Origin of the sequence: Mycobacterium sp. H4Y (assembly GCF_000364405.1) — a bacterium.
Taxonomy (GTDB): domain Bacteria; phylum Actinomycetota; class Actinomycetes; order Mycobacteriales; family Mycobacteriaceae; genus Mycobacterium; species Mycobacterium intracellulare.
This window is the reverse complement of sequence record NZ_AKIG01000001.1, coordinates 2142605-2167291: the sequence shown is the minus strand read 5'-3', so window position 1 is coordinate 2167291 and position 24687 is coordinate 2142605. Positions and strand designations below refer to the sequence as shown.

The window sequence follows — 24687 nt, the reverse complement described above, 5'->3', positions numbered from 1 at the left end:
TGCGATGTCAGCTACAGCAGTCGTCGCCTACGGGGTCGACAGAAAGGGAGGCGTCGTCACCGATGCGATCGCGAGCTTCGGCGACCACGTCGGCAACTTTCAGCCGAGCAGCCTCGGCCGCCACCTCGGCGCGCCGGGTTCCCCGCAGGCCCCATTCCGTCGCGGTCACCGCCGCGCGGTGGACCGGAGCTTTTCCCACCGCCTTGCGCAACACCTCATAGGCACTCACCCCGACGAGCCCGGTGAACACCGTCCCGGTCGCCTTAACCAGCAGTCCATGTGCAACCACGGCCAACCCTCCTTATGTTCTGCTTTGTCGTCGCGATTCGGCGAGCCCGCTCATCGACTAGCCGGCGCGGTGCGGACCTCCTCGAACGTGGCTTGCTCACCACCGCAAGGCTGATCGGTGTCCACCGCGAGAACGACCTGAACCAACTCGCTCAGGGCACGCGCGAGGTGACTATCGGCCAGGGCATAACGAACCTGGCGGCCCTCATACGTTGCGATGACCAGGCCGCAGCCCCGTAAGCACGACAGATGGTTGGACACATTGGATCGGGTCAATCCCAAGTGCGAAGCCAACTGGCCGGGATAGCAAACTCCATCCAGCAGCGCGACGAGAATTCGGCAGCGCGTCGGATCGGCCAGCGCCCGGCCCAGCCGAGACAACGCCGATTCCCGCACCTCACACGTCAGCATAGCCGCAACTGTACAGTCGTCGCTGATATAACAGCAACGGCTGAACTATGGTTCCGAATCGCGGTGCACCTGTGATGTGTGGCGTCGGTATGCAGTCGACGGGTTTGGGAATTCCGCGGCGGGGCATGCGCAGCCGGGGTCGTGGCGGCCAAAGAACCCCATTTCTCGGTCGTAGTTGCGGGAATTCTTGTCCGAGTATCGGTTCCACGGGCAGCGGGGGCATTGGCCGGCGTCATGGGGCCTCCGTCTTCAGCGGCGGTGTCTAGTTGCGCCCGATGCCGGGCGCAAACCGCCCAACCGCGGCGCGGTAATCGGTGTAGGCGCGGCCGTGGATGCGGGCCAGGTATGGCTCTTCGACGACACGGACCTGAACCTCGATGGCCGCCAGCAGGACCACGAACGCGGCCAGGGCCAGCGGGTTGGGCGTCATCAGAGCGATGCCGGCGGCGAAGACGAGCATGGCAGCGAAGATGGGATTGCGGACCCAGCCGAACACACCCGTGCGTACCAAGGTGGTGGTTTCGCCGGGGTCGACCCCGATCCGCCAGGACTCACCCATGCCGTGTTGGGCGTAGAGGGTGGCGGCGAGTCCTGCAATCGCCGCCACCACCCCGGGCGCCTGGACAGCAGGTGCGTGCAGGACCGGCATCGGGGTGAGGATTCCAGTCAGTTGCAGCAGCGGCGCGGCCACCCCGGCGAGGATGGCGCCCACGAATCCGACACCGGCCCACCATTCCAGCGAGCCGGGACGCCCACTGACGCCGCGAAATCCGGTCGAGCCGGTGCGCCGATGCTGGGTCCAGCTGCGCCAGCCGAACCCGAGTACGGCGAAGACGACTTAGAGCGCCAGCGCGGACACAGGCATCATGGTCAACCCTGTCCTGTGCGAACCGGCGACAGCCTGCGCGATTGCTTGCTATGCGGTGACGACGCCGCGGGCTGCTCGCTAGCGGTGCCGACAGGCGCCCCCGTCGAATGTTCGTTCGCGGCCGGGGATTGGCCGTTCATCAGGCGGTAGCGGATCAGTCGAGAGCTGTTGGTGACCACCGCGACCGAGGACGCGTTGTGCAGGATCGCGGCCAGCACCGGCGACAGGGCCCCTCCGGCGCCCATGAGCAGACCGACGGAGTTGACGGCGATGGACATGCCGTAGTTCTGCCGGATCACCGCGACGGCTCGTGCACCCAAATCGGGTACATCGAGCAGGCGCTGCAGGTTGTCGTTGGCCAGTGCGATATCGGCGGTTTCCACGGCGACGTCCGTGCCGGCCAGACCCATGGCAATCCCGATATCGGCGGTCGCCAGTGCCGGCGCGTCATTGACGCCATCACCGATCATCGCGACCACGTAACCTTCGTCCTGCAGTTGGCGCACCGCCTGAAGCTTGTCTTCGGGCAGCACCTCGGCGCGCCACTCGTCGATACCGAGTTCGCCGGCCACCACCTCGGCGGTATCCGGATGATCACCAGTCAGCATCACGATGCGCCGAATGCCCTTGCTGCGCAACTTGTTCAGCACATCGGCGGCCTCGGGGCGGATTTCGTCGCGCAGGCTGATCAGCCCGACCAGCGTGCCGTCCACCGCCAGCAACAGCGGGGTCTCGGCCTGGCGCCGCAATTTGTCAACCCACTCGGTTGCCTTCTTGGACACGCGGACTTTTTCGGCACGCAGCAGCGACGGGCTACCCAACAGCAAAACGCGGCCATCAGCCCAGGTGCGCATGCCCAGGCCGACCAATACTTCGCACTGTTCGTGCGGCGGGATCGTGATGTGGCGTTCGTTGGTCGAGCGGATCACCGCTTCGGCCAGCGGATGACGCGAATGGATCTCCGAGCTGGCCGCATAGGCCAGGACCTCTTCGGGCTGCCAGTCCTTCTGGAAGGCAACAACATTCGTCACGACGGGGCGCCCAACTGTCAGCGTCCCGGTCTTGTCGAACACGATGGCGTTCACCCGCCCGGCTTGTTCGAGGTGCGATCCGCCCTTGATCAGGATGCCGCGGCGCGCCCCGTTGCCGATCGCGGCGCTGATCGCGGTCGGGGTCGACAATCCCACCGCGCACGGGCACGCGATCAACAGCATGGTCATCGCGCGCCGGATGTCGCCGGTCAGCAGCAGGGTCGCCGCGGACACGATGAATGAGATCGGAACAAACCGGCGCGAGAAGTTCTCACCGACCGTTTGAATCGGTGCCCGGTCGTGTTGGGCCTCTTCGACGCGGGAAATGATGCGCCCGATCGTGGTTTCGCTGCCCACCGCGGCCGCGCGCACCACCAGGCGTCCGCGTACCACCACCGATCCGGCGTGTACACGGGAGCCGACGACCATGCTGACCGGCAACGTCTCTCCGGTGATCGCCGACTGGTCGACCACCGCTTCGCCGTCGAGCACCTCGCCGTCCACCGGGATCGCCACGTGATCGTGAATGACGACCTCGTCGCCGATTTGCAAGGTATCGATGGGGACTTGGACTTCGCTGCCATCATTGGCCCTGATCCACGCGGTGTCCGCGGTGCCGCGCAACAGGTCGGCGATGGCCCGCCGGGTGCGGCGCAGCGTCAGGTCCTGCAGGTACTCGCCGATATTGAGTAGCCACAGCACGGTCAGTGCGACCACGTTCTCCCGCAACACCATGCTGGCCACCGTGGCCACCGTCACCAGCGTGTCGGTGCCGGCGCGGCCAGAACGAAGCGAGCGTAGCGCCCCGCGGAAGAACGGATAGCCCATGAACACCGTCGCGCCGGTGGCCACCAACTGACCCTTGGGGCCCAGCAGCGGCGGGCGGCGGAAACCGTAGCGGCGCACACCCAACAACACCAGCGCCGCCCCGCCGATCGCGATGCGCAGTACCTCAGTGTTGCGGACGTCCGCCGAGCGCGGCGTACGCGCGGGAATCAGCTCAGCTGCAACGTCTTTGGCCGCCGCAATGGCCGCCATGATCGCCGAGCGATCGCAACGCTTGGGTGAATACCACACCACGACCGATCCGGTGTGGGGATAGGCGTGCACCGCGCGCACCCCGGTCTGCTTGTCCACCTTGTCTTCGACGGCCACCGCACGACGGGAATCCGAACGAACCCACGGAACATGCAATCTCATCCGCCCCGCCGCATCGGAGAGAATTTCTACGGCGGTGTCCTCGACAACAGTCATAACAGCGATCAGTGGTCGTGGTCGTGGACCGCGGCCGCAGCCGGTGGGGAAGCCTCTTCGCCGATGCGTTCACGCGCCTCGGCGACCACGTCAGCCGCCTTCAGCCGAGCCGACTCCGCTACCACTTCTGCGCGACGCGTCCCTCGCAAACTCAACTCCGCGGCCGCGACCGTCGCCCGACGCACCGGCGCCCCACCAGCCGCCTTACGCAACAGCTCATAGGCACTCACGCCCACCAATCCCGTGAACACCGTAGCGGCCGCCTTCGCCGCTAGCGCATGCGGAAACATCAACTTCCTCCTCGTGTTCGGCCCTGTCGGGCGCATTTCATCTACTACTCATTCGACCGTAACATAGATACATCGCAATATCACTATGAATTTCGGTTGGGCCAACCGGCCGCGAGCGCCGGTAAGCAAAGCGCAGCCGCCAGCCCGCGCGTAGCACCTGCATCGGCTGCGACTGCCAGGCGTCGTGCCGGCGGGGTGGTCAGCGTGAGGGGGCCTCGGTACTAACCGGTCCATCAAGGGGGGAGGGCCTCACGACGGCGCCATGCGCCGTGAAGTTGGTCAGATGCGAGCCCGGCTGTCCGATCGCCGCTGGCCGCCGCCGACGGCGACTCAACATTTGGGCTGGATAAACTTGCCGGTGCGCGACTGTGGGATGTGGAGGCCACTGGGTCGGGCGTGCACGGAAGTTGAAGGCAATGCCGCCGGCGCAATCGTCAGTGGTGTCCGCCCCGATATCCTCCGTGGTGACCACCGTAATAGCCCTCTCCGAACAATCCACCCAAAAATCCTCTAGGGCGGGAATTTTCGACGTACACGGGCTGCGCTGGGTACTGCGCAGGCGCATACCCTCCCGGCGGTGGCGCGGGTTGGGGTGGCTGTTGGGCGGCGTAGAACTTGGCCTCGGCCTCGGAGAGTTGCTCTAGTTCGCCCCGGTCCAGGAAGACGCCGCCGCAACCCGTGCACTGATCGATCGTCACGCCGAAGCGCTGCACCGGCAGCATCTGCGACACACACCGCGGACACAGCAGCGTTGACTCTTTGGCCTCCATTGATCCGCGCTCGTCTGCCATTTGGACCTCCCTAATCAGGCAACGGCGATGCCTTACCCGCCCAGACTAACAAACTATAAACGCATGCGCATATACGAATGCGCATGGCTTGGACTCTGCGGTTACCCCGCCGTCGCCTGATCAGCAAGGGAGCGATGCGAGCGCTCGGGGGCCGATATCGCGCGGGCCAATCGGGTGCTGCGCCGCCGGCTATACAGCAGGCTGGCTATCGCGACAGCCAGGCAGGCGGCAGCTGGAAGAAGCAGTGCGTTGTGGCCGAACCGGCCGCCAATGAGGGCGCCCGTCGCGCCGCCGCCGACGAATAGCACCACGGTCGTCGTGAGCACCGCGGCCTTCCACTTGTCCATCCCGTGGCGGCGGCTGCGGCCCAGTATCAATCCGAGGTCGGTGATGGTGCCGGTGAAGTGCGTTGTGCGGATTGCCATCCCGGGCGAGTTCGAGGTCATCGCGTTTTGCAGCCCGCACGCGGCCGCCGCCAGCAGCGCCTTGAACCCGGGAATCTCGATACCGGCTGCGGCCACCAGCAGCGCGGCCTCGGCGAGCAGGACCGCGGCGTGGCGCGCACTGGTGTGGGTTTGCACCGGCGCCAGTACAGCTCCGGCCCCGGCGGCTCCGGCCAGAAATCCGCCTACGATCAGTGCGATCATGCAGCTCTCGTACAGCAGCGGATTGGCTGAGTCCATGCCCAGCTTGGTGCTCAATGCAGTTAGGTTGCCCACCGGAAACGTCAAGACCAGCAGTGCCACCGAGTTGATGAACCCGGCGATCGCGGCCAGCAGCCCGTTGTAGCCCAGTACCAATACCCGCAGCTCGCGTGTTTCGCGGGTTGGCGTGTGCGGCATGGTTTCTCCTTCCGGTGACCGGAGGCTGGGTATGGTCCGTGGTGGGTTTGTCAGGCGCCGGTAAAACGATGCGTCGGGCCGTGTGGATCCTCGCAGTGCGCATGCTCGCCGGCTGCATCCTGCCTGCCGATTTCGGAGGCTTCGTGGTCGAGCTGCAACGTGGTGTGGGAGATGCCATATTCGTGGGCCAGCAGCTGCGCCAAGTCGTTTCGGGTGGCGTGGCAGTCGCGGCCCGGCGCGACGATCACGTGCGCCGACAGGGCCGGTTCACCTGAGGTGATTTCCCACACATGCAGATCATGAACTTCCACGACGGAATCGTGAGCGGCCATGGCCCGCCCGATCGAGTCCGGATCGATACCTTGGGGCGCGGCCTCGAGAAAAACGAGGCTAGCGGCCCGCACCAATCCGATGCCGGCTCGCAGCATCAGCGCCACCACGACCAGCGTGGCGATCGCGTCCGCACGCCCGAACCCGGTGACCATGATCATTACCCCGGCCACGGCGGTGGCGATGAAGGCGAACAAGTCGTTGAGTATGTGCTGAAAAGCGCCCTCGACGTTCAGGCTGGCCCGGTTGGCCCGGCTGATCATCCACGTGGCCACCAGGTTCACCACCACACCGACCAGCGCAGTGACTAGCACCAGTGCGCCTGTGACCTGCGGCGGATGGATCAGCCTTTTGATCGCCTCATACGCCAGCCATGCCGCCAACACCAGCAAGGTCACGCCGTTGGCCTGCGCGGACAAAATCTCCACGCGCCGCCACCCGTAGGTCATCCGCCCTGCCGCCGGCCGCGCGGACAGCCGAATCGCCCACAACGCCAACGCAATCGAGGCCGCATCGGTGAGCATGTGTGCCGCATCGGAGAGCAACGCCAATGAGCCCGCGATGATCCCCACGACCACCTCACCCAGCATGAACCCCGCGATCACCGCCAGCGCACCGCCCAGCCATCGCCGGTCAGAATCTGCCGATGTATGCCCGTGGGTGTGGCTATGGTCCGCGTTCATTGACGTCCCCCGGCTGCCCGATCCATGTCGACAAACTATGCGTATATCGCGATATATGCAATGACCGTGCCGAGTATTGCGGTGCCGTTCATCCGGCCCGGGCCTAGCATCCGCAATCCTCGCCGCGCCACGATCGCCGCCCTTGCCAGACGGCGACGGCGGCGATGCCCAGCCCGATGGCGGGGTCTAACCACCATCCGTTGCGCCATGCGAGGGTGACCGCCAAGCCGAGGAGGACTGCGGCCGCCTGTGCGGCGCACAGATAGTTTTGGATGCCCTTGCCGATCGTGGCGCCCGAGCCCAGCCGTGCGCCGAGTTTCTGTTGCGCGCGGCCCAGGATCGGCATCTGCACCAAGGCGGCAGCCGTCAAGACAACACCGACCAGCGACGTGTGTGACACGTGCTCTTTGAGTAGATGGTGCAGGGATTCAGCGGCAATGTAGGGGGCGCTGAGCCAAAACGACACCGCTACGCCACGTTGCGCACGGAGCTCGGCCGTCTCGGACAAGGTTCGCGTGCCGCTGAACCGCCAAATCACGACCAGGCTGGCCATCGCCTCGGGCGCGCTTCCTAATGCCCATGCGGTCAGTGCGACAGATCCTGTAGCCACGCCCTGCCACAGGCCGAGGGCCCCTTCGGCGACCACAAAGATCAGGCTGACCCAAGCCAGCCATCGCGCCCATCGTGCGGCAGCGTGCCATCGGGAATCGCGTTGAAATGTCATCGCTGTTCTCGAAGTGGTCGTGCTGCAACAGCTAAGGTCGTCGCTTCCCGGGGTGGCGGCTGATCCAAACTGCGTCATGAGACTCGCTCCACGAGTGAGCCGAGCGCGCCGTTAGACTCGCGGTGACAACGCTGCGAAATACACGCCGTTGGGCCGATTGGCTCGGTGCCTTTAGCGATGAATGGCGCCGCGCTCATTAGTACGCCGCGGGCGGCGACTGAGTCAACTATTTCCATGACTGGCTCTGCGGGTTCAGCGGTCCGCTGACGGGCGGTGTCACGAACCGCGGCCGGAGACCGGGCGCGATGGTGTGGTGGCGCATCAAAATCCTCCCGAACGACAAAGGCATTTGACGAAACGACTCAGGTGGCGTCGCTTCACTGTTCTTAGACGCGGCCGACTGGCCCTGGGCCGCATGGTGAGTGAGGACGCCAGATAACGCGACGCAGCTTGGCTGCCGGGTCAACTCATCGAAAATATCGACAGGTCTTCGACCCAGCCCGCGTGAAAGAATGCTCGTCAATCAAGCAGCGGGATTACCGGTAGACCGTGCAACGCCGTGTGATGTGGCGTCGACCTATCAGCGTCGTGCGAGACAAAATCGTGTTAGCAGGTCTTGACCGGCGACGGGTGTAGCGGGCCCTCGGGGTGGACCTCGTTTGGCCTGTCGCGCCCACACAAAGCAATAACCGACAACGGCCACCGCCGCGACCCCGGCGTACACCAGAAACGCGTCATCCCAGCGCGGGACATCCGCCACCGCCGTCGCTACGAGGCAGGAGTGCGACAGCCCGCTGTCGCACTGCGCGTGATCGCCATCAACCGCTAGTGCACCACTCGATGAGCTACCCGACTGCTGAGCCGCATCAACCGTGGCGGCCGCGTGCCACGCGTGCTCGGCGGCACCACCCAGCAACCAGAGTGCCGCGATGATGGCGATGGCCGATCGCAGCAGGGGAAGCTTGAGAAGGTCGCTATGCACAGTGCTTCCAAATGTAGCAGCGCTAGGCGTGTGCCTCCGACATTGCAACCTGGGGGGCTGCTGTGTCTTTCAGATCGAAACTGCGGCGTGTGAGGCGCTCGTTTCTTGTTGAATCCTGAATGGCGGTGTTGGTTCTCCTTCGGCACAATGGAGGTTCGCTGAGGCAGCCAAGCTCCGTTTTGTGTCTCCGAGATGCACAATGCCCGAATCGCTTGCTTGGCGCTCAACGCGTGGCTGAATCACCCAGGATGCTAGAAAAATCTGGAATCTCGACGCCTACCTGGTCCAGGTAGGCCCACTGACCACACCGGCGCTTCCCGGGCCGCCAGGCGCCTCCGAAACGCGGACCGCCAACCTCAATAGCTGACGTGGACGCGCATTCGTAGCGCGAACGCCATTTCGACTGGTTTGTGCCTACATAAGGAAGGAATAGGCAAGGCAGTGGGCGGGCGGCGGGATTGACCAAGCTGGCGGCGATGAGTTCGGAGGCGCCCGAACATGCGGGTGGTGCCGGCCATGGGACTCGCACCGGGCGGCGGCGCGGGGCAAAAAGTAGAGCGCAGCTGACGGTCAGTACACGACGACGGCCCAGCGGCAATTGTTTCCATAACCGAATAAGAGCGTATCGGGTCGTTACCCGACATGGTCGCCGAAGTCGTGGCGGGCGATCGAAGCGATGCGTCGGTGCGACAATTGCGTTTCGACGGTCTCCCAACGGCAGGAAACGAACACGCCGGCAACACGTTGATTGGGTTTCGCCGCCGTCGTGATCAGACATCCGACATTGTGTGTCGGCCATGGGTAATCTACTATGTGCGTACGTAGTTAGTGTATGACGGCGACCGACGTCGAATGCTGTGCGGATCGGAGGGTGACGGTGCGGGTGCGGGGCTTCGGGGAGTTGGAAGCGGTGGTGATGGACCGCATCTGGGACCGGGATGGAACCACGACGGTCCGCGAGATTTTTGACGAGCTGGCCGCTGAACGCGAGATCGCCTACACGACAGTGATGTCGACCATGGACAACCTGCACACCAAGGGGTGGCTGGCGCGTGAGCGAGATGGCAAGGCCTACCGGTACTGGCCGGCGTTGACCCGCGAGCAGCACAGTGCGCAACTGATGCGCGAGGTGTTTGACGCCGGGGGGCGCTCTGAACTGGTGCTCAGCCACTTTCTCGAACAGATCAGTCCCGAGGAATCCGCGCATTTGCGTGCTGCGTTGCAGCGTCTGGCCAGAAGAACCCGGCGCAAGTAACCATTACCGGGCCGCCAGAGTGCTGCCTTTACCGCATCGAATAGGGCTGCGTTGCAGACGTATTGTTGAAAGTCATCTCGTGATCGCGGGCCGCTATGGTGGTCCCACGGGCCCGCCGGCCCCGTCCATCACGTCCTGCATCGTCGTGGTATCCCGTCGTGCACGAAACCACTCACCTCGCGGGCATGAGCTCGGATGGTGCCAGACAACGCGGGACCAGACGTTCTTACGGCGATGGTGGCCCCTGCGCGTCGCCGTAGGCGGCAGCCACCCCAGTATCGCGGTACAGCGTCGGCGGGGTCGAGCTCATACCAAACGAACTCCGCGCTGCGGTCAGCTACCCCAAATCATTTGTACACGGTCAATTACTCGCGCAGTCATCGCATCTCGCCCGCCTACATCAACCGGCGGTAAGATTCATCCTCTTCCGTATCGCCGCGCGCATGAGGTGATCCGACCCGAGCAAACGCGCCATCTCCTCCCGCTGACGGGCCGCTTCGTCCCGCGCCGCTAAGGTGAACCGCAAGCACCACGGCCGCGGTGATGACACCCAAAATCACCATCACCCCCAACGTGTTGAATAACGCGCTACACCAAACCCAGCCATCGCCGCCATACGACATCATCAGCGTATTACCTCCGTCTCGTTACCGATCACCACGCGACTGCGGGATTTGAAAGCCGATACTGCCCCAACCGTATCGCCCACCTAGACGGCGACGCCCCGCCAGAATCGGTCGGGCGACGGAGTCCGATATGCATTTCTACTATCTATGTACACAGATAGTAGATCAATTCGAAATTTCCGGCAACGGACCAAGATGATGCGGCTCTGGCCGCGTCCGGCTACTCGTGTCACGGGCCAAGCCGGTCGCGCGACGATGAACACGTTCGGCCGCGCGTAGTCGAGGAGTCGGACGAAACAATCGTGACTACGGGATATGAAACTGCGTCTACGTACCGACTGTCGTAGATGATCAAGGTGGTGACGCTTCGGCTGGTGAACTTGCCAGGTGCTTCCCTCGTGATATAGCAGGAGGTGATGAAGTGCCCAAGGGTCATCGGCGGATCGGATTTGCAAGCGGCGGTGACAGTTCGCGACGTCGATCAGGCTGCCGTCTTGTGACGATCCGCGTTGCGATTGATGGGTGGCGCTTGTCGTGCCAAAGTCGTGGTCTGGGAAACGCTACTCCGGGGGACCTCGGAATCGCTGAGGGACCGGTCAAGTCCCGATTGCGCTATGTCGCTCGGGCACAACGGCTTTCGCTGCAAGAGGACGGGATGACACGTTGACCGCGCTACCGGCGATTGCGATGCCAGCTGGCGGCGAAAGCCAAATGATGCAAGGCAATTGGCTCGAGACCAAAAGCCGTCCGGCAGGCCGATCCGTGTGCCTTCGAGCCCGAATGCCTGCTAGTAGCTAGGGATGGAGGGCGATGATGATATCGTTACGCGGACTTGGCCCGCCTGGTGACAACCACCTCCACGTGATGTGGGATGCCGCGTACGTCTTGGGATCACTGTCGGCCACCGATTGGCGGGAATTCGAGGCGCACATGGCCGGCTGCCCGCAATGCCGTCAGGCCGTTGCCGAGCTCAGCGGCATTCCGGCCATGCTGGCACAACTCGACCGCAGTGAGGTTTGTGCGATCAACGAGGCAGACCACCCATCCGGAGCAACCGAGATGCCTCCAGAGTTGCTGCCGTCGATGCAAGCAGCGGTCCGTTTACACCGCGTTCGAAGCCGCAGGATGACCTGGGTGGTCTCGGCAGCCGCTGCCGTCATCCTGACGATCTGTGTGCTAGTTGGGGTTCACGGCAGGTTCCCGACATCGCCGCCACAGACGGCCCTGCCGGCACTGCCGATGGACCAAATCGGGACGACCCTGTTGGCATCGACGGTCGCTTAGCGGCCAGCAGTGGGGTACAAACATCGCGCTGAATTTCGTGTGCCTAGCTCCACCCGATGCTCCTCACGATACGGTGGCGTTGGTCGTCGTCAGCCGCGACGGCAGCCTGACCCGGCTGGCGACGTGGGTGGCGATCCCAGGCCATACGGCGGCGCCCACCGGCAGCATTTCGATGCCAGTTACCCAGATCGCCACAGTACAAGTTGTTTTGGCCGACAACGGCCACGTGATGCTCCAGCGCTCGATCTAGCCTCGACAGTAGCCGCAACAATGGTGATGCGACGCGCAGCGCTACGGCCCCGCCTCGAAGTTGTTCTGGGTCGGTATGAGTTCTCCGGGCTGGACGGTGCCGTAGGTCAGGACGATTTCGTCGTGCGCGTTGAGGGCGTCGTGCGCGTTGAGGGCACGGCAGCAGGGTTGCCGCTCATGGGATCGCCGTTAAGGAAGTCCCGTAGCGTCTTCGGTCACCGGCGCGTAGCCCGCCGATGCTGTCAGTGGACAGGCCCACGCCCAATTCTGTAAGAACTCGTCGAGGGTAAACGTTCCTTCACAGGCTATTGATATGAATCACTGCGTCAAGGCGTGCGTGTGCACGAGGCCGATTCTCCGACGGGCGACGCCGATCATCGCTGGACCTCGACGGTTACTCAGACCGGGGAGGCCTGTGCGCTTTATCGTTTAATCATCTACTATATGTGTACGTAGATAGTGCTGCATCGGTGACCCCTGAGGGATTGGCGCCGCTGACAGATAGGAAAGAGGATTGCTCCGTCGCAACCCGCATACTGGTATTCGATGCTGGCAGCGAATCTGATCGGGTCGAGTCCACAATATTTCCGAGGCGTTTGACCAGCTGGCGCGAACGTCAAGGGTGGAACGGCCTTCCAAGCAACGTAATATTATCTAGCGAAACCCGGAGATGCACATGACTGAAACACCCCAAGCCCCAAGCGAATCCACGGCCGGAAAACCGAGCCCTCGATCCAGCCGTCTAGGTCAGGTCGCGGCAGTGGTGGGAATCACCGCCGGTGTTGTCTTCGTCGTGGGTGCGGTGTTTTTTTCGGGCTTGTTCCTTGGCTCCCGCTGGGAGCATCACAGCGGACCGCAGATGATGCGCTGTGAGATGGGCGGGTCTGGCGGCGGAATGGGAGGCATGATGGGGCCCGGTGGCATGGGGCCGATGATGCCTGGCCAACCGCCGTCGTCGACGTCGACTACTCCTTCGGTCCCGGTCACGCCGCGACCGTAGCCGAATGGCCTAGCAACCGCATCCAGAGGTTCCTAGGCCACGCATTAACTCTGAAACCGTTCCGCAGCAGAGAAATTCGTGCTCGAAGGACAGCCGGCTCGCGCGCGTCCGTCCATGACCGCCCACGCGCGTGGCTGCTACTCCACTGGTCGTCTCCTTCGGTTGGCCGCAAATCAACTGCGCAGGGTGCATATGGAATTCGGTGGCAATAAGAGTCCATCCGTCACCCGGGTCGCTATGTCAACATGAACTGGGGTATGAATTGGCCCACTTAGGATGCTTGAGGATGCCGGGTGAGCGAAGCTGGGTGTATGCGTGCAGAGCTACTCACGAGCCCGGGGTGTCCAAATGCGGCGTTGGCTCGGCGCCTGCTCGTGGACTGTCTGTCCGAGGTTGGTTTCGCTGAGCGAGTGGTGGAAAGAGTCGGTGCATATCCATCGCCGACCGTGCTCGTTGATGGTGTCGATGTCATGACACCGGGTGCCCCATTGATCGCCAATGCGTGCCGGCTGGACCTCCCGACCAGGGAGCGCGTGCTGGCGGCGCTGAATGATGCTCGGCGCCGTTAGCCTGATCGACGCGCCCGCGGCACGGATTCAGCGGGGCTGAGACGTTAGATTTCGGGTCTGGGCCAGCCGGTAGGAGGCGGTGCCGGTTCAATAATGGCGCCGCCGAAGGTAAGTCGGGCGAATGGCGGCGCAGAAGCGTGGGGCGGTAAACGGTTTGTCCACCGTGAGGAGGCTTCGTTGCTGGCGATCGCGATAGCGTTCTTTCCTCCGCTGGTCAAAACCTGGAAGAGCAGGTCGGCGCTGCACGTGCCTAGTTCCGTGTAGCCAATCAAGCAGCAGAAGATCCACACGCCCCTGGCAGTAGGTGGCCTTGGTCAGTTGTTTGTCGTCGGCGGCTTCGACGAGCTCGTTGACCAGTCATGGCCAAGGTGTAGCCCGACCTGTCACAGACATCCGCAAGTCTGACTCGATGAACCCACTACTGCCTACGCAAACGCGCATGAGCCCTGGGAGACCGTGCACGTGCTGGTCCCGCCAGGGTACCGATCTAGCCACGGGCGTCCGTGAGTTCGGCGGCTTCTGGGGCGTCCAGGTCGTTTTCCAAGATCCAGCACACGGTGGAATGGTCATGTTTGGTCGGCGCATGGCGTGATGCACGGTCGAGAAGGGTCTGCAAGTGGCCCTCAAGCGCGACGAGTTCGGCGATCTGGGCGCGGACTTGGTCAAGGCGGCTATGCAGGACTTGGCGGACGTGCCCGCACGGCACCTCGCCGCGGTCATGAATCGCCAGGATTTGGCGAACCTTCTGCAGGGTCAACCCGGCCGCTTGACCGCGATGGATGAACCGCAGCCGATCCACGATCTCGGGTCCATAGTCGCGATACCCCGAAGCGCTGCGGGCGGGCGACGGTAACAGCCCCGAGTCCTCGTAGAAGCGGATCGTCTTGGTGCTGGTGTTGGTCAGTTTGGCCAGCTCGCCGATCTTCATGCGCCCTCCTTGACCTTCCAGTGCACTGGAAGGATAACACTGGATTCATGGCAATCGCGAGCAGCGGAGGTGCGCTCAAGGTTGACGGTTGGTTTCGGTGAGTCCAGAAGTCACCTCGGTGCCAGAAATTGTTGCCGGCTTGTACGCCAGTAATTGGCCTATGACGCCCGCGGTAATGGCTTGATGGTCTCTTCAGCCCGGTCATCACGGCGGACACCACCGAAGTTGAACCCACTGACGGGTCAACGATTTGCATGACATGAAAGGGACTACTCGGAATGGTGTTGCACGGATTCTTGGTGAAGGCGGTACCCACGCTGGTGACCGGCGTAGTCGGGGTTGCCGCGTATGAGGCACTGCGCAAGGCGGCGGGGAAGGCTCCGTTGCGGAAGGCGACGGTCATCGCTACCGCTTGGGGCATACGCGTTGTCCGCGAGGCCGAGCGCAAGGCCGGGGCGGGCGCCGAGCAGGCTCGACTGACGGTCGCCGACGTGGTGGCTGAGGCCAAAGAGCGCGCCGGGGAGGAAGCTGGACCACTGACGGTGGTCGACTCGAGCGACGACAAATGACTACTGGGGTCCTTGACGGCGACGTCGCATTGAAAGTTGTATCCGATGCGTCGGGGCGGATGCGTGTGCGCGTCACCGGGTTTGGTGTGGACGCGATTCGGGCCGTTGCGATCGAGGAGATGGTCTCCCAAGTGACCGGCGTGCAGGCCGTGCAAGCGTATCCGCGTACCGCATCCGTGGTGGTCTGGTACATGCCCCAAGCCTGCGACACCGCTGACGTGCTGTCGGCGATCGCCGAAGCCGAGCACATCCCCGCCGAATCGGTGCCCGCGCGGGCCCCGCACTCGGCTGATATTCCAAAGACCGGTGTGCTGCGACGAATTGCCAGTGGGATCGGGTTGGCGCTGTTCGGCTTGCGCCGTGATGTGCAAGACCGTACTACGGACGGCGAGAGTTGCGGCGGCTGCGGGTCCGGGCCGGTCATCGGGAGCGAGTTGTCGCCGGACGAGCAGGGTCGGCGCGAGCGGCGCAAGTGGTGGCGGCGGGTGTGGTTGGCCTTCCCGCTGGGGCTGGTAGCGATGGCTTCGACAATGTTCTTCGGTGCCTACCCTTGGGCGGGGTGGTTGGCGTTCGCCGCGACGGTGCCGGTGCAATTCGTCGCCGGGTGGCCGTTCCTCCGGGGGGCGGTCGAGCGGGCACGGGAGTTGACCTCGAACATGGACACTCTGATCTCGCTGGGCACATTGACCGCGTTCGTCTACTCCACTTATCAGTTGTTTGCCGGTGGGCCTCTGTTCTTCGACACCTCGGCGCTGATCATCGCGTTCGTGGTGCTGGGCCGCTATTTCGAGGCCAGAGCCCAAGGCAAGGCGCGCGAGGCGATCAGCAAGCTGCTGGAGATGGGTGCCAAGGAAGCCACGCTGCTTGTGGACGGCGAGGAGCGCCGCGTGCCGGTCGATCAGGTCCGCGTCGGAGACTTGGTGCGCGTGCGGCCGGGGGAGAAGATCCCGGTCGACGGCGAAGTCATCGACGGGCGCGCCGCCGTCGATGAGTCGATGCTGACCGGCGAGTCCGTCCCGGTCGAGAAAACGGTGGGTGACCATGTTGCCGGCGCGACAGTCAACACCGATGGGCTACTGACGGTGCGCGCCACGGCGGTCGGAGCGGATACTGCGCTGGCGCAGATTGTGCGGCTTGTCGAGCAGGCGCAGAGCGGCAAGGCCGCGGTCCAGCGGCTGGCCGACCGGGTCTCGTCCGTGTTCGTTCCGGCCGTTATTGCTGTTGCCGTCGCGACGTTTGCGGGGTGGACGCTGCTTGCAGGCAACCCGATCGGTGGCATGACCGCGGCGGTGGCGGTGCTGATCATCGCGTGCCCGTGTGCGCTGGGCCTGGCCACCCCCACGGCAATCATGGTCGGCACCGGCCGGGGCGCAGACCTGGGAATCCTGGTCAAGGGCGGCGAGGTGCTCGAAGCCTCGAAGAAGATCGACACGGTGGTGTTCGACAAGACCGGCACCCTCACCCGCGCCCAGATGCGGGTGACCGAGGTCGTTGCCGGCAAGCGGCGCAAGCCCGATCTGGTGCTGCGGATCGCCGCCGCAGTCGAGTCGGGCTCCGAACACCCGATCGGTGCGGCGATCGTCGCCGATGCGCATGAGCGGGGATTGGAGATCCCGGCCGCCACTGCGTTCACCAACGTCGCCGGGCACGGGGTGCGCGCCGAGATTGACGGCAGGCCGGTGTTGGTTGGGCGGCGCAAGCTCATCGACGAGCACGATCTGGAGCTGCCCGACCACCTGGCTGCTGCCGCCGCAGACCTCGAAGAGCAGGGCCGCACCGCGGTATTCGTCGGCCGCGACGGTCACGTGGTGGGCGTGATCGCGGTGGCCGACACGGTCAAAGACGACGCCGTCGACGTGGTCCGTCAACTGCACGCCATGGGTCTGCGGGTCGCCATGATTACCGGCGACAACGCCCGCACCGCGAACGCAATCGCGAACCAGGTCGGCATCGACCAGGTGCTGGCCGAGGTGTTGCCGGAAGACAAGGTCACCGAGGTTCGTCGGCTCCAGGACGAGGGCAAGGTGGTCGCGATGGTCGGCGATGGCGTCAACGACGCCCCCGCCCTGGTGCAGGCCGACCTCGGCATTGCCATCGGCACCGGCACCGACGTGGCCATCGAGGCCTCCGACATCACCCTGATGTCTGACCGGCTCGACGGTGTCGTGTCTGCGATCGGACTCTCCCGGCAGACCCTGCGCACCATCTATCAGAACCTCGGCTGGGCCTTCGGCTACAACACCGCCGCAATCCCACTCGCCGCGCTCGGCATGTTGAACCCGGTCGTGGCGGGTGCCGCGATGGGGTTCTCCTCGGTCAGCGTGGTAACCAACTCGCTGCGGCTCCGCCGCTTCGGTCGCGAGGCCCAGCTGGGCGTACGCAAATCAGTGGTCGCTCTGAAATGAGGAGCCATGCATTAGGCGTTGCGCCACGCCGTATGCGATTTCGACGCGGCTCCGCTGGCCTGCAAGGCATTTCGCGGCTGACCCTGGGGCACGCAAGATTTCGCGAACGATGCAGCCCTGAACAGCCGAATGGCACTGCACGCTTGAGTTGATAAGGAAGTGGAGACGTACGTCGGCCTCGCCGATGCTGCGGGCGCGAAAGGACTGTCGGAAGCGGCTTCCACACGCTCAAATCCGGAATAGCGTGGCGGAGAACAGGATAGACATACCGATGGCCATCCCTGCCTGACTCAGGTTACCCAGCGACCTGAAGAGTGACGGCTCATGCTGACGTTTGACGAAGTACCAATAGGTCCAAAAGAGCGCCGCAACCGCGAAACCGACGGCAGCGAGCCAGTTCACAGCGCTAAACCATACAGGCGGTCCGCTGCTTGCCGGCATGGCCGTGCCGGCCATGTCCATGCCCGGCATAGACGACATAGCTGGCGGAACGTGGTGCTCGGTGCCCGTTCGGGCCGGATACCACCGAGCGTTCATCATGGCGTACATCCAGCCCGTCGCCAGCATCATCACAGTGTGATACCCGTACCTAACGCGCAAGGCGGTTGTTCGGGCCACAGCGAAGGCCATCGTCACGAACGTCATGGCCGCTAGCAGAAAAAACACTGTAGCTCCGGTCGAAGGCAGCTGTGCGCCCGACGGCGGCCAGGCCATCATCACCATTGCCACTGCCATGACGAAATGCAGCCCGTGACTGACGACCCAAGTCCACGGTCGGCGTTTGCCGACGATCGCCAGCACGCATTCGGTGGCGGTCAGGACGAACAATCCGGTGACGACCCAACGAAGTGCCAAGTCATGAATCATGCGATACCGAGCCGCTCCCATCGATGTCAGAGAGGACGCCAGTGGTCATTGTGTCGTCCGGCGCTTGCCAGTCACGCGCGTGGCACGAACACGCGCCAGGCTCACCGCTCTCGACGTGGCCCCACCGCGTAGAGCATTGCGATCGCGCGGCCCCACCGCGTAGAGCATTGCGATCGCGCGGCCAATCCCCAATTGGCGTGCTGTCCAAGACTTTTAGACGATGCACTCCGAGCCGTGCTACCGCGCCGTATACCTTGCCCGCGACGCGGGGGCTCCAGGCTAAGATCGCGCGCATCGTCGTCCATACAGGTCATAGCCATCGTTCATATGTGTCACCGTCAAACCCACCTTTGCCCTGAGGCTGTCGTCGTACTTGCTGGGCATCGCGCCATCCTTCCCAAGCAAGAAAGTGCGCACGAAACTCGGGACTGTTAAGTTGCGCCGCGCAATACGCCGAGGCGTTGGTTAGGAAGGCGATAGTTTCTGCCTGTTCAGCCACCTGCTTGCGGAGTCGCACCAATTCCGCTCGCTCCTTGGGTAAAAGCGGTTCACCACTGGGATCACCTTGTAACCCGCCAGCACTGTCTGCAGACATCCGCCACCGTTCATCGCGCACCCATGTGTGCAGCACGCTGTCATTCAAGTTGAGCTCCCGGGCGACGTCGACGACCCGCTCTTTTCCATCGATGACACGATGTGCGGCCGTAAACCTGTACTCAGGAGTAAACGATCGCCGAGTTCGTCGCATTGCGCCATCCTTCAAGGAACACAAGTCCTGTCATCGCCGGTTCCCACCGCTTCATCGCAGTCCCATGACATGCCTCGTGCGTGCTGCTAAGACCCAGACAACTACCCGAGGCTACTATCTATGTACGCAGATAGTAGATACAGGACTGCACGACTGGCAATACCGATTTCGAGCCTTTTTGCAACCCGGCGATTTCACGGAGATCGATCCGCAGCCACTGCCGTGAAGGATGCGGCCGAGGAGCTCTGGAGAGGCTGTGCGGGTTAGGTGCAGTGGTCTTGGCGCTGGCGTTTGGGAGATCGGCCAACTCGCTAATCTTCGTACCACACCTCCTTGACCTTCCAGTGCGCTGGAAGGATAACACTGGGTGGTGTGCCACGGATCGGGAGGTACTGGCGGTGAGCACAACGATCGTTTCGGTACTCGAAATCTCGTGTGCTGCTTGCAAGTGCGCGAATGCTGACGCGATGACGGAATCCACGAACTCACCTGCGGGCCCCGATTTGGCCTCGGCTAGCTTCCTCAACCCGATCCTCACGAGCGCGGCAATGGAATTGTCTTCGGTCAGCGTGGGCGCCACTGCGGTGCGCCTGACGAGCTCCGACGAGAGCCCGACGGCACGATGAGCGTCGCAGTCTGCCTGCTGCTGTACAGCTTCGCTGTCGCGACGCTCTCACCGTGGGTGCTGCCTCGGTTGACCCATGCGGGTACCGTCCCGCGATTAGGGGTGGTTGCGTGGTTGGTGGTGATGGTCAGCGTTGTCGCTTCGTGGCTGGCCGCGACCGCATTCCTCATCGTGTCCCTCGTGCGTTATTGGCATGAGCCAGGTCGACTCGCCACCGCATGTTTCGAGTCGCTGCGGCGGCTGGTCGACGGCGGCGCCGCGATAGCGCTGCAGGTGGCCTTGCTTGTGCTGGCCGCGATCGCGGTCAGCACACTGAGCATGCTGGGTTGGCGCTCGGGCAGGTCTCTGTGGCGGGCACGCGCGCAGAGCCGCGGGCACGCCGAAAGAGCTCGGGTGATCGGCCGCCGCATCGATGGAGTGGATGCCGTCGTGGTGGACGCTGCCGAACGGGCCGCGTACTGCGTGGCCGGCCACCCTGACACCGTCGTCGTGACCAGCGCAGCGCTGGACTCGCTTACCGATCGCAATCTGCAGGCTGTGCTGGCACACGAACGGGCCCACCTGGCCGGGCGCCACCACCATGTTCTGGCCTTCGTGCGCGCCCTAGCGGTTGCCATTCCCGGGGTGCCCCTGTTCAGCACGGCCGATCGAGAGATCTCTCTGTTGCTGGAGATGGCCGCCGATGACGCCGCGGCCCGCAGATGCGGTTCGCTGACACTGTTGGACGCGCTGCTGGCATTGTCCATGGATGCCCAGGCGCCGCAAGGCGCCTTCGGGGCCACTGGAACGGACGTGCTGGCCCGCGCCGAACGTCTGGCCGCACCGGCCGCCGCTCGAAATCGGTGGAACAGCCGGCTGTTGCTAACCGCCGCAACCTTCCTCATCACGGGCGGGCCTCTGATTCTCGCCGCTCTCACTGCATCCAGCGCCATGTGGTGCCACCCGATAGCTATCTAAAGGCGAACGTCGGCCGAGCGCGTATCTACTTAATACCGAGTTGCGACGCTACCTCGGCGACAACCGCGCCTGTCGGAACGCCGCCTGCCGAGCCCTCGCGCGACAGGTTCTGCCTTTACGGCGCCATTACGGAAAACTAATCCCGACAAGCCTCGGCGCTCAGGGCCAAATCAATTGCGCGGCAACGTGATCAGCTTTCACCATCTGTATCACACTCCGCGGCCCGCCGCACTTGCTAATGTACCCAGCTACTAAGTACTATAGTAGACAGTACATATCCGCTCCGCCGGGAGGAGCCAAGGCCTCGCCAAGGGGAGCGATGGGATGGCCAAAAGAATGGAAGCACTGCCATGTTCGCCGGCATCACTAGCCACGCCGGCGCCCTGGTTACCGCCACTGTGGTGCTAGCCGGCACCGCAATCGTGGGCGCCGGCACAGTAGCCGCCGACCCCAACCAGGACGACCAGTTTCTGGCGCTGCTCGTTGAAAAAAAGATCCCCGCCCGCCGGAACGTGCCGAGCCTCATCGCCACTGCCCATAAGGTTTGTCGCAAACTCGATGGCGGCATGCCGGTGGACGACGTAGTGGACTTGATGAGGAACACTGCGTTCAACGTGGACCCGATCGAGCGCCAATACCCGCCCGAGCGCATCACGCGTACCCTCACCCGATTCATCACTGCGGCAGTGGAGGTCTACTGCCCGTACAACCAACAAAAGATTGATTCCATCACGGCTATGGCTAGTCGCGCGCCTGGATCGAATGAACCGACGCACCGGGTTGCCGCGTCGACGCACGACACGGTCAACTCAGCAAGCGGTAAGCGCGAGCCGCCGCCGCGGTTGGACACGATCAACATGCTCGCAGAGTGGCAGGAACCGATGGGCACCGTCGTGGTCCGGCTGCCACACTTGATAGACGGCGCCAAATTCGTGGCTGGCCGCTCTGGGAACGACCGGTCGGATGGTCACGCGCGGGGCACAAAGCTCGCCTCGCTGACCGGAGCGGTTCCCGAGGGAGATTCCGACTTGCCGAACCCGCCGCAGATTCCGCCACCACCGCCGCCCACGGCGCACAACCTGATCCCACCCCGGCCAAACGCGGCACCGCCGCCACCAAAACAGCCGCCGGCGCAAGAGCCCCCGCCGCCACCGCAACAGGCGGAACCACCCGCCGCCGCTCCTCAGCCGGGCGGCACTGCGGGCGGAGGCGGGGGCGGCGACGGCGGTGGAGGCATCGGCGGCGGTGACGGTGGTGGCAACGGAGGTGGCGGCCCGGTGGAGTCACCACCGGCGCCTCACATGCCGCCGGGCTTTGTCCGGCTCGCACCATGAGACAGCAACGGCCCGTCACCGCCGCCAAAGCCTTCCGATGGTCGCGTCGTTGGGTGTAGTCATGGTCTCGTGTTTAGCCTTCAGACGAAGCGGCCTTAGGGCAGTTATCGATTTGGCGTGAGCCATCGCGGCTTCTTATCGAAATCGGCCGCGACCCACCAGAAGGTCTCGTCATCGCTGAGTGGATACAGGCCGATATGTGTTTCGCCTCGCAGGTGGGCATCAACGACCTCAGGGGTCAGTGGTAGGTAAGGCGCGTCGGCGCGGTTCATACCCTTGCGCCAATATCGTTTGATCGCCGGCATCCAACCTGAACGGCCCTCTCGACGATTTTCCCAGCGCAGTGCGTAAACGTCGGTGCGACAACGGAACAAATCGAAAAGAACCGCACCTTATGAGCGGAGCTGGAGTCCATTGTCACCGGTGAGGCCGGCACCCCCGTCACCGTCGCCTGGTCACCGGAGGCCGCGCGTGCCTGTTCCTCACTCAATTGAAGGAGATGACGCAAACTCGCGTTGTCGGCACGCGCATGTCTAACTCACCGGGGAAACTCTCGACACCGCTAACGGCCAACTCCTTTGTGCAGCACACTGTTCGGCGGAAGGGCCTACTGCCGCCAACGCTCCCCGAGCGCTTTCGCCGCGGTGGACACCTTCATGACCAGACGACGCTCGCGGTTCGTGACGGGGACGAAATGGTAGTGCTCGTAGAAGGATTGCGCCTCGTCGTCTATGGCATCGACGACGATGAGCCGGCCGCCGCCGATTTCCGATGCGGCGACGGCTTTGCCTAGTGCGTCCAGAAGCAGCTGCTCGCCATATCCCTGTCCCCGTAGAGATGTGTCGATCGCCAGGCGGGCAATCAAGTATCCGGGTATGCGGGAATAGCCACCGGCCATGGATCCCGAGACGCCGTCGTCGTTGCGTACTACTTCGGTGGGGCAGATGGCGAAATAGGCACTGACTTTCGGTTCGCCGAGCGGGGTCCACACGTAGACGTGCGCGACCCCGCTGCTGTCCGCGCGACGGGCATGGGCGATGAGCCAGGTATTCAGCGACTCCTTACCGCAGTCGAACCCTTCCAGCGTGTGGGCGTCAGTGAGTCGCGCGGACTCGAACACAGTTCAACGCCTTGTGAAGACCGCTGGTTTCCGTGCGGCTGCCGCCAGCCGCGGCGCTTCGTCAGCAGCCTCGAGTGAGGACATCAGTTTGTCAAACTGTTCGGGCTCCATTGCCGTTACCAGCTCCTGGCGCAGGATGTCTTCGGCCCGTTGCATCGCAGCTTTCCGCACGAACTCCGAGGTCTGCTCATGGACAAGGTTGGCGGCGCGCTGGATGCGGTCCAAGGTCGCTTGCTCCGCGCGAAGCTCGATGCGCTTCGTTTTGACTGCCACAACAACACCTCCTTCTTCCTTCAGTTATCTGTGCTCGCAATTGCCGATCACTTCATTGTACGGCGAATGTACGTACACAGTGAGTATAGGTTGGGCCGGTACCGGGGACCACCTCGGGACCACACGTTATGCGCGAGGCCAAACGATCTGCACTTCCGTGAACGTCGCACACCGCGCCCTTGCAACGAAAACCGCCGACGACCTGCGAAAACACGCTACCGCTACTTCCTGGGGGTCAAGTGGTCGCAGGTTCAAATCCTGTCAGCCCGACCAAGCCTACGAATGGCGGCGGCGAACGCCTCGCCCGCGGCGGCCGCTCACCGTGATGAGAGCATGGGCCCGATGACAACCCACACCTGCATGGGCTGCGGGCTCAAAACCCGCTACTCCTACGGGCGCAACTGCGTGGCCTGCGGCCGACAGACCCGCCGCTCGTACTACGGCGAGTGGGCGGATCGGTATCAGCAGGCCGCGATCGCGTTTGCGGCGCCCGCCAGGATCGTCAGCATGGGCGAGAAGCACCCGACGGCCGCGTTGACGTTGGGGGTGCCCGGCTCGCTCATCGCCATGGCCGCTGTCGCCGCGTACCCGATGGTGTTCGTGCCGTTGCTGTTCCTGCTCGCCGTGGCTTTGGTGGCGTCCATCCGCTACGAGGAAGCCCGCAACCCCTCCAAGTAGGTTCTGCCCCGTCAGTCCTCACGGTCCGGCTCGGTGAGTTCCGGCGCGTTCTCGCGAGTCGCCATGCCACCTTCGTGGCCGTGATCCGCGGGGCCGGGACGGCCGCCCTTGGGCTCGTCGTCATCCTTTTCCGAGTGCTTGCCCATCGCAACCTCCTTCGTCGACCGGAGGACTACCCGCAACGGCGCGATCTGAAGACTCCTACCGCGCCTTCCGGAGGTCGGCGAGCGATTGCTTGAGCCCGCCGTCCATCCGGATCTGCACGGCGGCCACCGCCACCATGATCGCGGCGGTCACCAGGTGCACGACCGCGTCGGTGACGTTGTTGGGAAAGGTGAACACGAACGCGACCCGATGCGAGAAGAACGCCCAAATGCCCGGCAGCGCACCGGCGATCGCGGCGAGCAGCAGATACAACACCGACCACGACTTGCGCATCGCGAAGACCAGGCCTGGAGCGAACAACGCAAGGCCGGCGACCGCGTGCCACCCGTTGTAGTCCATTCCGAACAGCTGGACGGTCGGCGCGGTGGGCCCGATCGCGAAACTGGGATTCATGATGAAGCCGACCACCGCCTGAATGACGTGGAAAACACAAATGATCAGCAGCCCGACCTGGGCGAAACTCCACCTCACATGGCACCCCCTTGTGCGCGGCAAGATGCCCGAATACTACGCGTTGTAGTAGCTCCTGGCAATGGGCCGC

General features: G+C 63.8%; 21 protein-coding genes and 3 pseudogenes. 8 read left to right on the top strand and 16 right to left on the bottom strand.

Annotated features, from left to right (window positions below; translation table 11 throughout):
* Positions 1-7 precede the first annotated feature (7 nt).
* From W7U_RS09570 to W7U_RS09540, 9 genes and pseudogenes are all read right to left on the bottom strand, one after another.
* Positions 8-289: a DUF1490 family protein gene (locus W7U_RS09570; RefSeq protein WP_008257377.1), complete on the bottom strand. Its 282-nt coding sequence runs from the start codon at positions 287-289 to the stop codon at positions 8-10.
* A 50-nt stretch (positions 290-339) separates the two neighbouring features.
* Positions 340-699 carry a metalloregulator ArsR/SmtB family transcription factor gene (locus W7U_RS25485; RefSeq protein WP_008257374.1) on the bottom strand — a complete coding sequence of 120 codons (360 nt, stop codon included), beginning with the start codon at positions 697-699 and terminating at the stop codon, positions 340-342.
* Between the two features lie 262 nt (positions 700-961).
* Positions 962-1564: pseudogene (locus tag W7U_RS09565) on the bottom strand (isoprenylcysteine carboxylmethyltransferase family protein).
* A 5-nt stretch (positions 1565-1569) separates the two neighbouring features.
* On the bottom strand, positions 1570-3852 hold the full coding sequence (ctpC, locus tag W7U_RS09560) for a manganese-exporting P-type ATPase CtpC (RefSeq protein ID WP_014942224.1): 2283 nt from the start codon (positions 3850-3852) through the stop codon (positions 1570-1572).
* Positions 3853-3860: 8 nt separating this feature from the next.
* Positions 3861-4142: a DUF1490 family protein gene (locus tag W7U_RS09555; RefSeq protein ID WP_008257367.1), complete on the bottom strand. Its 282-nt coding sequence runs from the start codon at positions 4140-4142 to the stop codon at positions 3861-3863.
* 434 nt (positions 4143-4576) lie between these two features.
* The gene (locus tag W7U_RS25480; RefSeq protein WP_008257365.1) at positions 4577-4912 is read right to left on the bottom strand and encodes a zf-TFIIB domain-containing protein; all 336 of its coding nucleotides are present in this window, start codon (positions 4910-4912) and stop codon (positions 4577-4579) included.
* Between the two features lie 122 nt (positions 4913-5034).
* Positions 5035-5775: a DUF1275 family protein gene (locus tag W7U_RS09550; protein ID WP_008257363.1), complete on the bottom strand. Its 741-nt coding sequence runs from the start codon at positions 5773-5775 to the stop codon at positions 5035-5037.
* Positions 5776-5825: 50 nt separating this feature from the next.
* Entirely contained in the window at positions 5826-6788 is a 963-nt protein-coding gene (locus W7U_RS09545; protein ID WP_008257362.1) for a cation diffusion facilitator family transporter, read from the bottom strand.
* A 103-nt stretch (positions 6789-6891) separates the two neighbouring features.
* On the bottom strand, positions 6892-7512 hold the full coding sequence (locus tag W7U_RS09540; protein ID WP_020822717.1) for a cation transporter: 621 nt from the start codon (positions 7510-7512) through the stop codon (positions 6892-6894).
* A 1859-nt stretch (positions 7513-9371) separates the two neighbouring features.
* On the opposite strand from W7U_RS09540, the gene W7U_RS09535 reads away from it, so the two are divergent.
* From W7U_RS09535 to W7U_RS09530, 3 genes and pseudogenes are all read left to right on the top strand, one after another.
* Entirely contained in the window at positions 9372-9749 is a 378-nt protein-coding gene (locus W7U_RS09535) for a BlaI/MecI/CopY family transcriptional regulator (RefSeq protein ID WP_033712913.1), read from the top strand.
* 1197 nt (positions 9750-10946) lie between these two features.
* Positions 10947-11042 (top strand): annotated as a pseudogene (locus W7U_RS26170) (RNA polymerase subunit sigma); the annotation flags it as partial.
* Positions 11043-11185: 143 nt separating this feature from the next.
* Positions 11186-11909: pseudogene (locus W7U_RS09530) on the top strand (zf-HC2 domain-containing protein).
* Between the two features lie 842 nt (positions 11910-12751).
* Here the strand turns inward: W7U_RS09530 and W7U_RS26445 are convergent.
* Both W7U_RS26445 and W7U_RS09525 read right to left on the bottom strand, forming a co-directional pair.
* Positions 12752-12895, bottom strand: coding sequence for a hypothetical protein (locus W7U_RS26445; RefSeq protein WP_154074424.1), 144 nt, complete (start codon positions 12893-12895; stop codon positions 12752-12754).
* 1069 nt (positions 12896-13964) lie between these two features.
* A complete protein-coding gene (locus W7U_RS09525) occupies positions 13965-14405 on the bottom strand; it encodes a heavy metal-responsive transcriptional regulator (RefSeq protein ID WP_008257349.1) in 441 nt (146 codons plus the stop codon).
* Between the two features lie 278 nt (positions 14406-14683).
* Between W7U_RS09525 and W7U_RS09520 the strand changes: the two genes are divergently transcribed.
* Positions 14684-14974 carry a DUF1490 family protein gene (locus W7U_RS09520; protein ID WP_008257347.1) on the top strand — a complete coding sequence of 97 codons (291 nt, stop codon included), beginning with the start codon at positions 14684-14686 and terminating at the stop codon, positions 14972-14974.
* Between the two features lie 59 nt (positions 14975-15033).
* Entirely contained in the window at positions 15034-17379 is a 2346-nt protein-coding gene (locus W7U_RS09515) for a copper-translocating P-type ATPase (RefSeq protein ID WP_008257346.1), read from the top strand.
* A gap of 228 nt (positions 17380-17607) precedes the next feature.
* On the opposite strand, the gene W7U_RS09510 is transcribed toward W7U_RS09515, so the two are convergent.
* Positions 17608-18246: a DUF5134 domain-containing protein gene (locus W7U_RS09510; protein WP_008257344.1), complete on the bottom strand. Its 639-nt coding sequence runs from the start codon at positions 18244-18246 to the stop codon at positions 17608-17610.
* 1370 nt (positions 18247-19616) lie between these two features.
* Here W7U_RS09510 and W7U_RS09505 point away from each other — a divergent pair.
* Together W7U_RS09505 and W7U_RS09500 are read left to right on the top strand one after the other, a co-directional pair.
* The gene (locus W7U_RS09505; protein WP_008257340.1) at positions 19617-20576 is read left to right on the top strand and encodes a M56 family metallopeptidase; all 960 of its coding nucleotides are present in this window, start codon (positions 19617-19619) and stop codon (positions 20574-20576) included.
* 350 nt (positions 20577-20926) lie between these two features.
* Positions 20927-21910 (top strand): DUF732 domain-containing protein, encoded by a 984-nt coding sequence (locus tag W7U_RS09500; protein WP_008257338.1) that lies wholly within the window; start codon positions 20927-20929, stop codon positions 21908-21910.
* Between the two features lie 607 nt (positions 21911-22517).
* Here the strand turns inward: W7U_RS09500 and W7U_RS09495 are convergent.
* Positions 22518-23030, bottom strand: coding sequence for a GNAT family N-acetyltransferase (locus tag W7U_RS09495; protein WP_008257335.1), 513 nt, complete (start codon positions 23028-23030; stop codon positions 22518-22520).
* A gap of 3 nt (positions 23031-23033) precedes the next feature.
* On the bottom strand, positions 23034-23303 hold the full coding sequence (locus tag W7U_RS09490; protein ID WP_008257334.1) for a DUF1778 domain-containing protein: 270 nt from the start codon (positions 23301-23303) through the stop codon (positions 23034-23036).
* 282 nt (positions 23304-23585) lie between these two features.
* Here W7U_RS09490 and W7U_RS09485 point away from each other — a divergent pair, with 282 nt between their 5' ends.
* Positions 23586-23981, top strand: a complete 396-nt coding sequence (locus W7U_RS09485; protein WP_009954006.1) for a hypothetical protein — start codon at positions 23586-23588, stop codon at positions 23979-23981.
* Between the two features lie 11 nt (positions 23982-23992).
* Here W7U_RS09485 and W7U_RS26910 read toward each other — a convergent pair whose 3' ends face one another.
* Complete coding sequence (locus W7U_RS26910) at positions 23993-24127, bottom strand: hypothetical protein (protein WP_008257331.1); 135 nt, start codon at positions 24125-24127, stop codon at positions 23993-23995.
* A 55-nt stretch (positions 24128-24182) separates the two neighbouring features.
* A complete protein-coding gene (locus tag W7U_RS09480) occupies positions 24183-24617 on the bottom strand; it encodes a DUF4383 domain-containing protein (protein ID WP_008257329.1) in 435 nt (144 codons plus the stop codon).
* Positions 24618-24687 lie beyond the last annotated feature (70 nt).

Bases quoted from the DNA above. Each gene is read 5' to 3' on its own strand.
- W7U_RS09525 (WP_008257349.1), bottom strand. From the start codon at position 14,405: ATGAAGATCGGCGAGCTGGCCAAACTGACCAACACCAGCACCAAGACG.
- W7U_RS09520 (WP_008257347.1), top strand. From the start codon at position 14,684: ATGGTGTTGCACGGATTCTTGGTGAAGGCGGTACCCACGCTGGTGACC.
- W7U_RS09555 (WP_008257367.1), bottom strand. From the start codon at position 4,142: ATGTTTCCGCATGCGCTAGCGGCGAAGGCGGCCGCTACGGTGTTCACG.
- ctpC (WP_014942224.1), bottom strand. From the start codon at position 3,852: ATGACTGTTGTCGAGGACACCGCCGTAGAAATTCTCTCCGATGCGGCG.
- W7U_RS09485 (WP_009954006.1), top strand. From the start codon at position 23,586: ATGGCGGCGGCGAACGCCTCGCCCGCGGCGGCCGCTCACCGTGATGAG.
- W7U_RS09505 (WP_008257340.1), top strand. From the start codon at position 19,617: ATGAGCGTCGCAGTCTGCCTGCTGCTGTACAGCTTCGCTGTCGCGACG.
- W7U_RS09515 (WP_008257346.1), top strand. From the start codon at position 15,034: ATGCGTGTGCGCGTCACCGGGTTTGGTGTGGACGCGATTCGGGCCGTT.
- W7U_RS09500 (WP_008257338.1), top strand. From the start codon at position 20,927: ATGTTCGCCGGCATCACTAGCCACGCCGGCGCCCTGGTTACCGCCACT.
- W7U_RS26910 (WP_008257331.1), bottom strand. From the start codon at position 24,127: ATGGGCAAGCACTCGGAAAAGGATGACGACGAGCCCAAGGGCGGCCGT.
- W7U_RS09510 (WP_008257344.1), bottom strand. From the start codon at position 18,246: ATGATTCATGACTTGGCACTTCGTTGGGTCGTCACCGGATTGTTCGTC.
- W7U_RS09540 (WP_020822717.1), bottom strand. From the start codon at position 7,512: ATGACATTTCAACGCGATTCCCGATGGCACGCTGCCGCACGATGGGCG.
- W7U_RS25480 (WP_008257365.1), bottom strand. From the start codon at position 4,912: ATGGAGGCCAAAGAGTCAACGCTGCTGTGTCCGCGGTGTGTGTCGCAG.
- W7U_RS09545 (WP_008257362.1), bottom strand. From the start codon at position 6,788: ATGAACGCGGACCATAGCCACACCCACGGGCATACATCGGCAGATTCT.
- W7U_RS09550 (WP_008257363.1), bottom strand. From the start codon at position 5,775: ATGCCGCACACGCCAACCCGCGAAACACGCGAGCTGCGGGTATTGGTA.
- W7U_RS25485 (WP_008257374.1), bottom strand. From the start codon at position 699: ATGCTGACGTGTGAGGTGCGGGAATCGGCGTTGTCTCGGCTGGGCCGG.